This is a genomic window from Afipia sp. OHSU_II-C1 (assembly GCF_000497575.1).
In the GTDB taxonomy this organism is placed as follows: Bacteria; Pseudomonadota; Alphaproteobacteria; order Rhizobiales; family Xanthobacteraceae; genus Afipia.
Genome location: NZ_APJI01000010.1, coordinates 414,476 through 427,453, shown reverse-complemented (window position 1 = coordinate 427,453; position 12,978 = coordinate 414,476). Strand labels below are relative to the sequence as shown.

Here is a 12,978-nt window from a genome sequence, read left to right as displayed (position 1 = left end):
TATGCCGCTTTGGCCATGTGACTGAAACCGTGCCGGTGCGCCGCGAGCACGAATTGCCGATGGCATTTCACACCGGCCTGGATTCGAAAGCCGAGCTGCTCCAGCCTGTCTCGAACCTTCAGGCCAAGGCCTTTCTCACAGGAATCGATCACGACGGCGATCGTCGCGTTGGCACTCAGAAAATGAGAAATCTGGGTCAACGCGGTTTCAAGGGCGTGAAGCGAATGTTGACCGACGACGAGGCCAATCGAATACTGCGCCCGTGGCACACAGGTGAGTGTCGTCGCGACCCGGAAATAGCCCCGGCGCCGCAGTTCAAGATCGATTTCCGTACTCTCGCTGCCGGCGACGGCAATCCGGTGAAGGCTGGACGGGCGTGTGAGTTCGATCATGGTTCGGATGATCTGCTCGCGCGCGGGATCTGATACTGGCTTAAGCATTGTCATGTCCTGACTGGCAGGGTTGAAACGATGCCTCACGCGGCCCGCCGCTGAGCGGCGCTTTCGTCGTTGGCGCGTGCCGGCGCGAGATCAGAGGGGTGTGGCGTCCGGCCCATGTCGATCTCGAGTCCATTTGGTGCCGTCACCACGGCCTCGGGCCGGTGGCCATTCTCGAACAGTGCATATCGAATCGCCTCGGCGCGGTTAATGAAAAGGCCGCCGAAAAGACCGTGCTCTTCCTGGGCAACCCAGTTGCCGCGACTGTTTTTACCGACAAATACAAGTCCGGAGCGACACGACGGAGGTTCAGTCTGCTTCACGATTCGTCTCCTGATGAGAGCCTTGTTGGAGAGATGGAGGACTGCCTGAGGGCAATCCCGTGGAGTTTCACTCCGCCAATATCCGATCACCGGCATATGAATTCGAGAACAGAGCCATGGCTGTCTCATAGGGAAAGTAAAGTGATGGAGGATGGGGGTTGCGAGTTGCGGGTCAGGTGCCGCTCGCCTGATTGATGGTCAGCGTCAGGCAGTAGAGGGCGCCATAAGCGGCGCCCTCATCCCAGTGCGTCAGCGTGGAACCCAACGGCAATTCTCTGCGCAGTATCGCAGCGAGGGTGCACAGGATCGTCGAGAACCACAACAGCGCCGCAAGGCTCCTGCCGAAACCGACACTTCCCAGCGTCGCGAAGACGCAGAGGACGACGATCCGCAAACAGAACCGGACAAACACTTGCACGGATATCGCGCCGTTCGGCGTGTTGGGTGACTGCGCCATGTCTTGGAAGCGTTTCTTTGGATCCAGCCCGAACACCTTCACGCAGCTACCGCGATTCAGGTGAAGTTCTCGCAGGACACTGAAGGCTGCTGCGGCGAGACACCGAGACCGGTGGGACGGCGCGCGTCTTCGACAATTTTGCCATCGCGCCTCTTCGCTTCGACGAATGCCTTGAGCAAAGCCAGGGGCAGCTCGGAATGGCTGGTCTCGACTGCCTGATCCAGCCAATCAGGAAGATCGCGCTGGAGGGAGAGCGCACAGTGCCATTCACCCTCGTCATACACCAGGCGACGCAGCCTCCATCGCGGCAGTTCTGTCTCCATGAGCATCACGACCGCGTCAGTCCAGGCGCCGGCCGCTATAAGCTCGCGAAGGTGCGCAGCGGCGCGGCCCTGACCCGAGACCGGAAGGCGATCGCAGCATTCCGCGATGATCTCCGACACAAGACCGGCCGTCACCACATCGGTGGACTGCAAGCGATCCGCGGCTCTGTCCAGCCGTTCGGCGTGCGTGAGATGGAATAACATGGCGGCCTCCTCTCGATAGCAACCACGCATGGTCACGCTATCCAGATGAGCGAAACGTCATTGGAATTCGAGAGGGAAGCGCCGCCGCGAATATAGCCATTTCATAGGATTTGCAGGCGCTCGATATAGGCGGCTCATCGACAGGCGCGCGGCCGTCAGATCTGCCAGAGTGCCCGCGACGTCGGGAAACTCACTTCCGCAAGCCGCGCCGCGTCCTCATTCTGGTCGAGAGCGACATACTGGCCCTGCCAGTAGGTCAGCGCGGGTTTACCCGGCGAGACTCTCAGATCGAGCACACGCCCGATCACAATGGCATGCGAATGACGCTCGACGACATGCTCGACTTCGCAATCGAACGCAGCAAGCGCGCCGGCCAGCAACGGCACGCCGGAAACGAGGCTGATCCACTTGGCGCCGGCAAAGCGCTCCGCGCCCTTCAGCCCGCCGATTCCGGAAAACCGCTCCGCGATGTCGATATGATCGGAACTGAGGATGTTGACGCCGAACACGCCATGCCGCTGAAGCAACGGCCATGACGACGCCTTGCGGTTGATGCTGACGATCAGCGTCGCCGGTTCAACCGATAGCGACGACACCGACGTCACGGTCATGCCGGAGAGATCGTTCCCCCGCCCCGCCGTGATAACGCTGACGCCGCCCGCCAGCGAGCGCATCGCGCTCCGGAAATTATCGCCCGACGCTTCGATCCTGCTTTCGCGAATATTCCGGACCACCGAATTCATGACAGCCTCATGCGCCGGCAGGTTCGCCGGTTTCCCTGAGCAACTCGCGAAGGATAGTGCCTTCGAGCGCGGCGAGCTCCGCCGAGCCGCGCTCACGCGGGCGCGCCAGATCGACATCGATATCCTGTGCAATGCGGCCGTCGTCGATGACCAGGACGCGATCCGCGAGCGCCACGGCTTCCGACACGTCGTGCGTTACCAGGATCGCGGTGAACCCCTGATCGCGCCAGACGCGTTCGAGCAGCCGCTGCATGGAGATGCGCGTCAGTGCGTCAAGCGCGCCGAGCGGCTCGTCAAAGGCCAGAACCCGCGGATGGCTGACCAGCGCACGCGCCAGCGCCACGCGTTGCTTCTGTCCTCCGGAGAGAACTGCTGGCCACTGATCCCGCTTGTCATCCAGACCGACCTCGACAAGCGCCTCGTCCGCCCGCGTCTTCGCGTCGGTGGTGTCGCGGTCGCGCCCGAGCCCGACCTCGACATTCGACAATACCCGCGCCCACGGCAGCAGCCGCGGCTCCTGAAACATGACGCGAACATGATCGCCGGGATTGCCCTCATGATCGCCGAACTCGATCTTGCCCGCCGTCGGCTTGTCCAGTCCCGCGATCAGACGCAGCAGCGTGCTCTTTCCGCAACCGGACTTTCCCACGATGGCGACAAACTGCCCCGCCGGAATATCGAGATCGATGCCGCGCAGCACTTCGTTGTCGCCGAAGGATTTGCGAACACCGCGAATGGTCAACGATAACGCGCGGGACGCGACGGGCTCCCGCCGGTCTTCCCGAACGAATGCCGCGCGGCGGATCAGTTCCGCAGCCTGCAAACTTTCGGCGCTCGAGGGCACAAGCCGGACAAGTTGCTGCATGAGAGCCTCAATGTTTCTGAAACGCCGGGTGCCAGGACAGCGTAAACCGCTCCAGCACGCGCGCGGTTGAGTCCGCCACCTTGCCGAGCAAGGCGTAAATCAGGATGCTCAGGACGACGACATCGATCAGCATGAACTCGCGCGCCTGCATCGCCATGTAACCGAGCCCGGACGACGCCGCGATGGTTTCCGCCACGATCAATGTCAGCCACATGATGCCGAGCGCAAAGCGCAGGCCCACAAAGATCGACGGCAGCGCACCCGGAAAGATCACGCGGCGAAACAGCTCGCCGTTGCCCATCCCGTAAATCCGGCCCATTTCGATGAGCTGTGGATCGACCGTGCGGATGCCGTGCAGCGTGTTGAGGTAGATCGGGAAGAACACCCCGAGGGCGACCAGGAACAGCTTGGCCGACTCGTCGATCCCGAACCACAGGATCACCAGCGGGATCAGCGCGAGATGCGGGACATTGCGCACCATCTGCAATGTGGTGTCGGTGAGCTTGCTGCTGAGCTCCGACAGCCCGTTGGCCAACCCGAAGATGAATCCAATGCCGCCGCCAATCAGAAACCCGACGCTCGCGCGCCAGAAGCTGACCCAGATGTTACGGACGAGTTCACCGGACAGCAGCAGCTTCCACCCCGCCACCGCTACATCCGAGGGCGCAGGCAGGACGCGTGCGGATACGAAACCGGTGACGCAGGCCACCTGCCAGACGAGCAGAATGACCAGCGGGACGATCCACTGCGTCAGGCCATCGGCCCGTGGAATGCGAAAGCTGCGCGACCGCGCCTGTGACAGGGATTCGGCGAGACTCATGACGACGAGGCCTGTTTCTGAGGACGGAAATCGTTGCCGATGGTCTCTCCGAACGGTCCGGTGTTGACGCGCAGGTGCGCAACGTTGGACCGGTTCAGGTTGAGCAGCGGGAACACCAGTTCGGCAAAGCGATAGGCCTCTTCGAGATGCGGATAACCCGAGAGGATAAAGGTATCGACACCGACGTCCTGATACTCCTTGATCCGCGCTGCCACCGTCTGCGGATCGCCGACCAGCGCGGTGCCTGCGCCGCCGCGAACGAGACCGACACCAGCCCACAGATTCGGGCTGATCTCGAGCTTGTCGCGACGCCCGCCGTGAAGCTGCGCCATGCGCTGCTGACCGACGGAATCCATCCGCGAGAAAATCTTCTGGGCCGCGGCGATAGTGTCGTCCGTAACGTACTGAATGAGTTCGTCCGCTGCGCGCCACGCCTCTTCGTTGGTCTCGCGCACAATCACATGCAGGCGAATGCCAAAGGAGAGCTTGCGGCCCTTCCTGTCGGCAGCCGCCTTCACCCGCGCAATCTTCTCGGCGACCTGCGCCGGAGGCTCGCCCCAGGTGAGATACTTGTCGACGGTATCGACGGCGACGTCGATGCCGGCGTCCGACGAACCGCCGAAATAGAGCGGCGGACGCGGCGACTGGATCGGTTCGAACAGCAGCCGCCCGTCCTCGATCGAGATATGCTTGCCTTTCACGTTGACGGTCTTGCCCGCGAGCAGATCGCTGTAGACGTTCAGGAACTCGCGCGTCACGGCGTAGCGTTCATCGTGATCCAGGAAGATGCCATCCCCCTTGTTCTCGACCGGATCGCCGCCGGTCACGACATTGATCAGCAGCCGTCCGTTCGAGACGCGATCCAGTGTCGCGGTCATGCGCGCCGCCACGCTCGGCGACTGCAGACCGGGACGCACGGCGACGAGATAGCGCAGTCGCTCTGTCCATGGCGCAACTGCCGATGCCACGACCCACGAATCCTCGCAGCTCCGCCCGGTCGGGAGCAGCACCCCGAAATAGCCGAGCTGATCCGCGGCCTGCGCGATCTGGCGCAGGTAGTTGAAGTTCACTTCGCGCCCGCCTGTGGTGGTGCCGAGATAGCGGCTGTCGCCGTGCGTCGGCAGGAACCAGAGGATATTGGCTGGCGTGGTATTTGTGCTCATGATCCGGACTTTCGTGCAACGTCGGAAATCTTGATGGCTTTCGGGATCAGGCCGAGGGACAGGAACGTGTCTGCAACCTGCTGCTGCTCGGCAATCACGGCGTCGTTGATCGGCTTGATGCCGTAGGACTGACGTTTCAGCGCCAGTTCGAGCACCGGCACCGGCAAGCCCACCGAGGGACTGAGCTGCTCGGCAACCGCCTTGATGTCCCCCTTGGCCCAGTCGTCGACTTCGCTCAGTTGCGCCAGAACCAGATCTACGATCTTCGGATCGGCGGCGAGGAATTTCTGCGACGAGAAATAAAATTGATAGTTGGAGACGATGCCGGTGCCGTCCGCCAGCGTACGTGCCTGCGTGGCGACTTCCGCCGCTGCCTGGAACGGATCCCAGATCACCCAGGCATCGACCGCGCCCTTCTCGAAGGCTGCGCGGGCGTCAGCCGGCGCAAGGAACACCGGTGTGATCTCGCTGTACTTGACCCCGGCCTTTTCCAGCGCCTTCACCAGCAGATAGTGAACATTCGAACCCTTGTTCAGCGCGACCTTCTTGCCTTTCAGGTCGGCGATCGATTTCAGCGGACTGTCTCTTGGAACAAGGATGGCCTCGCCTTGCGGCGCGGGCGGCTCATAGGCGACGTACTGGATCGGTGCGCCGGCCGCCTGCGCGAAAATCGGCGGCGCCTCCCCGGTGTTGCCGAAATCGATCGCGCCCACGTTGAGCGCTTCGAGCAGTGGAGGGCCGGACGGAAATTCGGTCCAGACGACGTTATAACCAAGCGCCTTCAGTTTGGGTTCGAGCGAGCCCTTGCTCTTCAGCAGCACCAATTTGCCGTACTTCTGAAAACCGATACGGACGACCTTGTCCTGCGCCTGAGCCGGAGCAGCCGGCAGGAGCGCCGTAAGCACCAACGCTGCCGTGGCAGAGGCCATCAGGCCAAGCTTCGTAAACGCGCGACGGGTGTGCATGGAAATATCCTTTGAAGGAGAATGGTGATGACGCATCAGGTTTGCGCCGGCTTCCAGACGATGTCCCGGACGGCGATCTTCTTCGGGATCAGTCCGAGCTTGTGGAAGCGATCGGCAACACCCTGCTGGGTTTCGATGATGCCGTCGGTTACCGGACCGATGGCGAACGACGCGCGGCTCGCAGCAACCGCTTGAATATCGAGCGGCACGCCGGTGATTTCATGCAGGGATTTTGCCACTGCGTCGCGATTGCTCTCCGCCCAACTCGCGGCCACCGCCAGCCCCGCGATCACTTCGCGCAGCGGTCCCGGCTGCTTGCTGGCAAAGTCACGATTGGCGATGAAGAAGGCATTGGTTTTCGCGACCTCATACGCGTTGATGAGAATGCGGGCATTCTGCTTCCTCTCGCCGATCGCGAAGTAAGGGTCCCACACCGCCCATGCATCGATGCTGCCATTGGCAAACGCGGGTCCCGCGTCCGGCGGCGTCAGATAGACAGGAGTGATGTCTTCATAGGTAAGCCCTGCCTTCTCGAGGGTCTGTACGACAATGTTGTGTGCGCTTGACCCCTTGGTAAAGCCGACACGCCTGCCCTTCAGATCGGCGATGGTGCGGATGGACGAGCCGGGCGGAACCAGAATTCCCTGCCCGTTGCTGATCGGCGATGCCGCCGCATAGACGATATTGGCATTCGCGGCCTGCGCGAAAATCGGCGGCGAATCCCCCACCGCGCCGAAATCCGCCGCACCGTTGCTGATGGCTTCGAGCAATGGCGGGCCCGATGTAAACTCGATCCACTTGACCGACACACCGCCGGCGGCAAATCGCTTCTCGATAGTTCTCTGCTGGCGCGCGATCACCAGAACGCCGGTCTTCTGATAGCCAATGCGAACTTCTCTCGGCGCTGACTGCGCGAACGTCGCCACCGGCGACGCCGCAGCGGCGATGACCGCCGTCGACAGTTTCAGAAATTCTCGCCGCTTCATTCCAGATCTCCCGCACATACCTGCGTTCGTTGTCTGGAATGATGATCATGCGAATTAGGGGTGTCGAGTGCTCCACAAAAATAGCGATGCCTGCGCTGCCGTTATGCGCGCGCTCAATACGAATGTTTCAGGAAGCGCACTGAACGCAGACTGATTTTCTGCACGGATTTTGTTCACGCCGGTGTGAGCCAAACAAACCACAGCATTGAAGTCCCCGATCCCTCATGCGCGCACAACAAACAACAATTTATCGTCGCGCATTCATTTCACGCCGCCGTTGAAATTGAGAATGAAACGCGCGGCGGGTATCGGAACTTTGGCAACTCATTGTCCGGCTTGTTTCCTACAGTCTCTCGCCAGAGGCCGTCATGATTGCGCTTCACAAGCAAGATCAGCGGATCAACCCATGCCAAGGATCAAGAAACGATGACGCAACGCTTCAGATTATCCGGTTCCAGATTGCTTTCCGGCGCGCTCACTGCCGCGTCGATCATGCTCGCAGCGACGGCATCGCTCGCGCAGGACAAGCCTGCCGATCAGATCCGCATCGGCTTGCAGAAATCATCGACGCTGATTGCGGTTCTCCGTGCCAACGGCGAACTCGACAAGGCGCTCGCGCCGCTCGGCGTGAAGGTCTCATGGCATGAATTCTCCAGCGGTCTTCCACTGCTGGAATCGCTCGGCGTCGGCAATCTCGACTTCGGTGCGGATGTCGCCGACACCGTCCCGATCTTCGCGCAGGCGGCGGGATCGAAACTCGCCTACGTGGCGGAAGAAAGCGCGTCCCCCGCAGCACAGGCGATCCTCGTGACCAAGGATTCGCCGATCAAGACGCTGACGGATCTGAAGGGCAAGAAGATCGCGGTGACCAAGGGCGCCGGCAGCCACTATCTGCTGCTCGCAGCACTCGGCAAGGCTGGACTGAACTTCAAGGACATCACGCCCGCCTATCTTGCACCGGCGGACGGCCGCGCGGCGTTCGTCAGCAACAATGTCGATGCCTGGGTGGCATGGGATCCCTTCCTCACCAGCGCGCAGCGGCAGTCCGGCGCGAGCATTCTCACCGACGGCAGCGGCGGCCTTGCGAGCTACAAGCGCTACTATCTCGCCTCGGAAAGCTTCGCAGACCGCCGCAGCGACGTGCTGAACATCGTGTTCGCCAAGCTGCGCGATACCGGCAAATGGGTGAAGGCCAATCCGAAGGAAGCCGCCACGCTGCTGGCCGGACTGTGGGGCATCGACGCCGCGACTGTCGAGGAAGCCAACAGCCACCGCAGCTACGGCGTCGGTGCGGTCACGCCTGTGGGCCTCAGCGAGCAGCAGAAAATCGCCGATGCGTTCCTCGGCGAGGGCCTGATTCCGAAAAAGCTGGACACTGCCGCCGTCAAGATCTGGACGCCGAACGCGCCGTGATGCGCTGACGGCTCGCTACGAACGCTTCGCCGCAGGCGCTCCTCCGACAATGGCCAGCGTCTGCGGCGCATTTTCAAGCGACAAATTCAGAGCGCCTTCTTCCGGCAGATCCGGCACCAATGTCGGCTGCGATGTCAGGGCATGACGCACGCAGTTGCGGCCGTCGGATTTTGCACGGTAGAGCGCGGCATCGGCGGCCTCGACCAGCCGCCGCCATGCGAACTGACCGAGATTGCCTCTGGCAACGCCGAAGCTCGCCGTCACGCTCAGTGCGGCGCCGTTGGACAGGATAATCTCGTGCGTTTCCAGCGCGGCGCGAATCCGCTTCGCCAGCGCATTCGCCTCGCCAAGATCATGCCCCGGAATCAGGATGACAAATTCCTCGCCGCCAAACCGGGCGAAGATATCGTTCTGGCTGAGCATCGCGCGCACCAGCCGCACGCTCTCCTTCAAAACGTGATCGCCTTCGAGATGACCGTAACGGTCGTTGATCGACTTGAAGTGATCGATATCCATCAGAATCAGGCAGGCGCCGTCTGCCATCACCTGACTGCTGGTGTGACTTTCGCCGATCATATCGATTGCGCGGCGATTCATCAGACCGGTCAGGCCGTCTGTCTCCGCCTGCTGCTTGAGCTTCTTTGTCAGCGAGGCGCGCTCGGCCAGACTGTCGCGCAGGATCGCGATGGCGTCGAACAGCCGTCGCATCTCGGTGGCGTGATGAGGCGGCTCCTGATACGGCACGGTGGGCCGATCTTCCGCCAGCACGATCACGGCTTCCCGCGCCCGCATCAGCGGACCGAACACAAAGCGCTGGGCCGCGATCAGCAGGCCGGCGAGAATGGCCAGGATAACCATGGTGATCGTGATCGTCACCGCAAGGATCGTGAGAGCGCCGTTGCGGAGCTCGGTCAAACGCTCAATGGTGACGTCGAGAAAATCTCCGCGCAGACGTTCCAGCGGCTTCAGGGTTTTTACGAAGCGGACGGTGAACTCGTCGGCTGTCATGGAGTAGTTGCCCGATTTCCGGCCCTCCGCAATCAGCCCGTCGAGTATGCCCAAGCCTTCACCGAAAAACATCAGTTCAGCATCGCCCAGGTCAGACGCAAGGCGCGGATCGTGGATGCCGATAACTTTCTGATTCCCGGCCAGCCGCCACAGCTCCAGAATGCGGCCACGCGTCCGGTTGCTGTCCACGAGGTGTTTCGACTGCAAGGGCTGACTGACGGCGATCGGCGCCATGATCTGCGACGCGATCCTGCCGCCATACTCCCGCAGCTCTCCGAAAATCCGCCCGACCATGACAGGCGCCGCCAGTTCGGGATTCTGCGTCGTCAGGTCCCCGGCTTTCCATGTGACCACGGATTGAAAGATATCGACCACCTCGAACATGTTCTCGATGACCGACTGCACGTCTTCGAGCCGGCGGCGATCGCGCGGAATGGCTGCGACCCGGTCTACCTCCTGCCGGCCTTTCCGAAGCTGCGCCCTTGTCGCATCGAGCAATTCCGGCGGAACACCGGCCCCCGTGGATAGCTGATCGAGAATCGCGTCCGAGCGGGCGCGGAATGCGGTCAGGCGTTCGCGGAGCACACCATGCTCCGCGGCGGTCGCGCCCAGCACACTGTTCGACGGCCCCCGCTCGGCCGACAGAAGATTGGCGGTATCGAGGATCAGCCGGAAACTTTCCAGCCCGCGAAGATTCTGCCGGGCGTGGCGATAATCATCGAGCGATTGACCGATCACGCTGACGGCAAGGATCGCGGTGCAGATGAGAGCAATGCCGGTGCCGATCAGCAGCTTGCGGCGCAGGCTGTGGTCGCTGCCGCACGGCATGCTGCGCACGAACCGGCTTTTCATCCGTTGCAGGCTCGCTCCGAAATGGTTGATGGACCGCGAGGTCATCGTTCTTGCTGGTCCTTCATCACGGCGCTTCTGCATCTGCCGCCATAAGCACATGCGGAGATTTCATTTGAGTAAAATGACACAGTTAAGATTGGACCCACAGCTGGCTGCACCCGAGCGCCGGTTGAGCGTACGGGGAAAAGCTGCGCAAACACCGGCAACAGCGCCGTATCTTCACGCATGGTTCGAGCGCGTTAGGGGAAAATTCAGCTTAACCGGCCGTGACATGTATAACGGGCGGACGCATCAACAAGGCGCATCGTTTACACGCCTCGCCGTCTCCTTTGGCAAGATAGCGGTATTGCTATCGGGGCACGGCGCGCGCGCGGCGCGGCTGACTTCCCTGCCCTGCGGGCGCGAGCCAGAAATTCTGCTGGCAGTAACCAGCCGTGCCGGAGACCGCAGCCAGACACTGCTCGTATGTATCATACCGGCAATCGCCCGGCCCCGCCTCAGCCTTCCTGCAAAACGGATAATCGCGCGCGGCCGATGGGCCGGTACCGAGAATCAAAAACGCCGCAAACGCCGCCGCGGCCACAATAATCTTCTGTCCATTCATCGTTGGCAATCTCCCGAGCGGAACGGGCCCGCCTTGAAGCGTTCCTCCGGCTTTCCCGATCCGTCAAGAAACGAATATGTGACCATGCGCGTGGGGCGGGCACTCCCGTAGCGCCCGCTCGAAAACGCAGCCACTATGTCTGCAAGGCAGCCGCAACCGGCGCATGGAGGGCATGAGACATGGACCAGTCCGTTTCTACAGTGCTGCTGTGGTTCTCGGCGCTCGGCTGCGGCATGATGGCCGGGCTGTATTTTGCCTTTTCCACCTTCATCATGACCGCGCTTGGCCGAATTCCGCAGGCGCATGGCATTTCCGCGATGCAGTCGATCAACACCACGATCCTGCAATCGCTGTTCATGCCGTTGTTCTGGGGAACGACACTGGCGGCCCTGCTGCTCGCGGGACTGGCGCTGTTTCGCCTCGGAGAGACCGCCGCGACAGCTACGCTTGCGGCCGGTCTTCTGTATGTGGTCGGCATGTTCGTCTGCACGGTGATCTTCAACGTGCCGCTCAACAACGCCCTCGACGCCGTCGATCCGGCCAGTGCCGACGCCGCGGCGGTGTGGGCGCGTTACCTGAAGGACTGGACCTTCTGGAATCATGTGCGGACGGTTGCCTCGGCCGCTGCCAGCGCATTGTTCGTGGTCGCACTTGTCGCACGCTGAAAGCGTTGACCGGAGGCGATGGAATCCCTTGTATGATGACAGCCTGAATGCCCGGTCATATGAGGGGTTGGCATGCGCAAGGTCATCGAATTCGACGAGACAACCTATCAGGCCCTGGTGCAGCTCGGCCGTGACCGGATGGCGACGCTTCAGGAACTGGCCGATGAATCCTTCGCCGATCTCCTGAAAAAGCACGGCGTGCCGAAGGACCTGCGGGAGGCATTGCGCAGAAGCGCAAAAGCCTCTGCTCCCCGCGCCAAGCGCAAGAAGACAACCGCCCGCCGCAAATGACGGAAGCCCTCAGCAGGAATGCGATGGGCCCTGTGCTCATAACCGGATGCTCAAGCGGCGTCGGCCGGGCAGCGGCAAGACTCTTCCGCGCCGCGGGCTACGAGACGTTCGCAACGGCGCGCGACATTTCCACACTCGAGGAGCTGCGCACGCTGGGCTGCCGCACGCTCGCACTCGATGTCACCGATGAAGCAGCGCGGCGCGCAGCGGTGGAGGCCATTGAGCACGAATTCGGCGCAGTGAAGATACTGGTCAACAACGCGGGTTATGGCCAGTACGGCCCGCTCGAGGAAATTACGCTCGACGCGCTTCGGCGGCAGTTCGAAACCAATGTTTTTGGCGGCCTGCGGCTGACGCAGCTGGTGCTGCCGGCGATGCGCCGCACCGGGCATGGGCGGATCGTCAATGTCAGCTCAGTCGCCGGCCGTGTCAGTTCAATCGGCGGCGGCGCGTATCACGCCACGAAATTCGCCATTGAAGCATTGACCGATGCGCTGCGTCCCGAGGTCGAACCGTTCGGGATCGACGTGGTCAACGTGCTGCCGGGGCCCATCGCCACGCACTTCGAGGCGACACTGCTGAAACAGATTCCGGATACCGGGCCGGACAGCCCCTATGCCTTTTTCAAGCAGCGGCTCGCGGCCTATATGCACGATTTTCTCGATCCGCGCGGGTTCGGGGTGATGAGCGCCGAAACAGTCGCCCGTGCGGTGTTCAAGGCTGCGACGGTGAAGCGGCCGCGAACGCGTTACAGCGTCGGCGTGATCGCGCATCTTGGCCCCTTCGGCCGCGCGCTGACACCGGACCGCGTGGTCGATACGATGACCCGGCGAAGGGTGCCGGTGAAAAAGGACTGACC

The 12,978-nt window shown here is 62.0% G+C and carries 16 protein-coding genes; 5 read left to right on the top strand and 11 right to left on the bottom strand.

Translation table 11 applies throughout. The annotated features are described in order from the left end of the window. The first annotated feature begins 17 nt into the window (after positions 1 to 17). Positions 18 to 425, top strand: a complete 408-nt coding sequence (locus tag I554_RS27275) for a hypothetical protein (protein ID WP_024575724.1) — start codon at positions 18 to 20, stop codon at positions 423 to 425. A gap of 50 nt (positions 426 to 475) precedes the next feature. Here I554_RS27275 and I554_RS0111690 read toward each other — a convergent pair whose 3' ends face one another. From I554_RS0111690 to I554_RS0111650, 9 genes are all read right to left on the bottom strand, one after another. Then, positions 476 to 760 (bottom strand): hypothetical protein, encoded by a 285-nt coding sequence (locus I554_RS0111690; protein WP_024575723.1) that lies wholly within the window; start codon positions 758 to 760, stop codon positions 476 to 478. 172 nt (positions 761 to 932) lie between these two features. After that, complete coding sequence (locus I554_RS0111685) at positions 933 to 1,217, bottom strand: hypothetical protein (protein ID WP_024575722.1); 285 nt, start codon at positions 1,215 to 1,217, stop codon at positions 933 to 935. 56 nt (positions 1,218 to 1,273) lie between these two features. Further along, complete coding sequence (locus I554_RS0111680; RefSeq protein WP_024575721.1) at positions 1,274 to 1,744, bottom strand: hypothetical protein; 471 nt, start codon at positions 1,742 to 1,744, stop codon at positions 1,274 to 1,276. A 155-nt stretch (positions 1,745 to 1,899) separates the two neighbouring features. After that, positions 1,900 to 2,487, bottom strand: coding sequence for a flavin reductase family protein (locus I554_RS0111675; RefSeq protein ID WP_024575720.1), 588 nt, complete (start codon positions 2,485 to 2,487; stop codon positions 1,900 to 1,902). A 7-nt stretch (positions 2,488 to 2,494) separates the two neighbouring features. Beyond that, positions 2,495 to 3,352: an ATP-binding cassette domain-containing protein gene (locus I554_RS0111670; protein ID WP_024575719.1), complete on the bottom strand. Its 858-nt coding sequence runs from the start codon at positions 3,350 to 3,352 to the stop codon at positions 2,495 to 2,497. Positions 3,353 to 3,359: 7 nt separating this feature from the next. Beyond that, positions 3,360 to 4,172, bottom strand: coding sequence for an ABC transporter permease subunit (locus tag I554_RS0111665; protein ID WP_024575718.1), 813 nt, complete (start codon positions 4,170 to 4,172; stop codon positions 3,360 to 3,362). Further along, entirely contained in the window at positions 4,169 to 5,335 is a 1,167-nt protein-coding gene (gene ssuD / locus I554_RS0111660) for an FMNH2-dependent alkanesulfonate monooxygenase (protein ID WP_024575717.1), read from the bottom strand. Before ssuD ends, I554_RS0111665 begins: the two co-directional genes overlap by 4 nt. Beyond that, on the bottom strand, positions 5,332 to 6,264 hold the full coding sequence (locus tag I554_RS0111655; RefSeq protein ID WP_244432739.1) for a sulfonate ABC transporter substrate-binding protein: 933 nt from the start codon (positions 6,262 to 6,264) through the stop codon (positions 5,332 to 5,334). Before I554_RS0111655 ends, ssuD begins: the two co-directional genes overlap by 4 nt. Before the next feature lie 71 nt (positions 6,265 to 6,335). Next, positions 6,336 to 7,286, bottom strand: a complete 951-nt coding sequence (locus tag I554_RS0111650; RefSeq protein ID WP_024575715.1) for a sulfonate ABC transporter substrate-binding protein — start codon at positions 7,284 to 7,286, stop codon at positions 6,336 to 6,338. A gap of 426 nt (positions 7,287 to 7,712) precedes the next feature. Between I554_RS0111650 and I554_RS0111645 the strand changes: the two genes are divergently transcribed. Further along, positions 7,713 to 8,699: an aliphatic sulfonate ABC transporter substrate-binding protein gene (locus I554_RS0111645; protein WP_024575714.1), complete on the top strand. Its 987-nt coding sequence runs from the start codon at positions 7,713 to 7,715 to the stop codon at positions 8,697 to 8,699. A gap of 15 nt (positions 8,700 to 8,714) precedes the next feature. Here I554_RS0111645 and I554_RS0111640 read toward each other — a convergent pair whose 3' ends face one another. Together I554_RS0111640 and I554_RS0111635 are read right to left on the bottom strand one after the other, a co-directional pair. Further along, positions 8,715 to 10,604: a GGDEF domain-containing protein gene (locus I554_RS0111640; RefSeq protein ID WP_024575713.1), complete on the bottom strand. Its 1,890-nt coding sequence runs from the start codon at positions 10,602 to 10,604 to the stop codon at positions 8,715 to 8,717. Between the two features lie 304 nt (positions 10,605 to 10,908). After that, entirely contained in the window at positions 10,909 to 11,163 is a 255-nt protein-coding gene (locus I554_RS0111635; RefSeq protein ID WP_024575712.1) for a DUF3551 domain-containing protein, read from the bottom strand. A 179-nt stretch (positions 11,164 to 11,342) separates the two neighbouring features. On the opposite strand from I554_RS0111635, the gene I554_RS0111630 reads away from it, so the two are divergent. The 3 genes from I554_RS0111630 to I554_RS0111620 all read left to right on the top strand — a co-directional run bounded on the left by I554_RS0111630 (position 11,343) and on the right by I554_RS0111620 (position 12,976). Continuing rightward, complete coding sequence (locus tag I554_RS0111630; protein ID WP_024575711.1) at positions 11,343 to 11,828, top strand: anthrone oxygenase family protein; 486 nt, start codon at positions 11,343 to 11,345, stop codon at positions 11,826 to 11,828. A gap of 72 nt (positions 11,829 to 11,900) precedes the next feature. Beyond that, positions 11,901 to 12,119: a hypothetical protein gene (locus I554_RS0111625; protein ID WP_024575710.1), complete on the top strand. Its 219-nt coding sequence runs from the start codon at positions 11,901 to 11,903 to the stop codon at positions 12,117 to 12,119. Continuing rightward, positions 12,116 to 12,976: an SDR family NAD(P)-dependent oxidoreductase gene (locus I554_RS0111620; RefSeq protein WP_024575709.1), complete on the top strand. Its 861-nt coding sequence runs from the start codon at positions 12,116 to 12,118 to the stop codon at positions 12,974 to 12,976. The genes I554_RS0111625 and I554_RS0111620 overlap by 4 nt, the downstream gene beginning before the upstream one ends. The last annotated feature ends 2 nt before the right edge of the window (positions 12,977 to 12,978 follow it).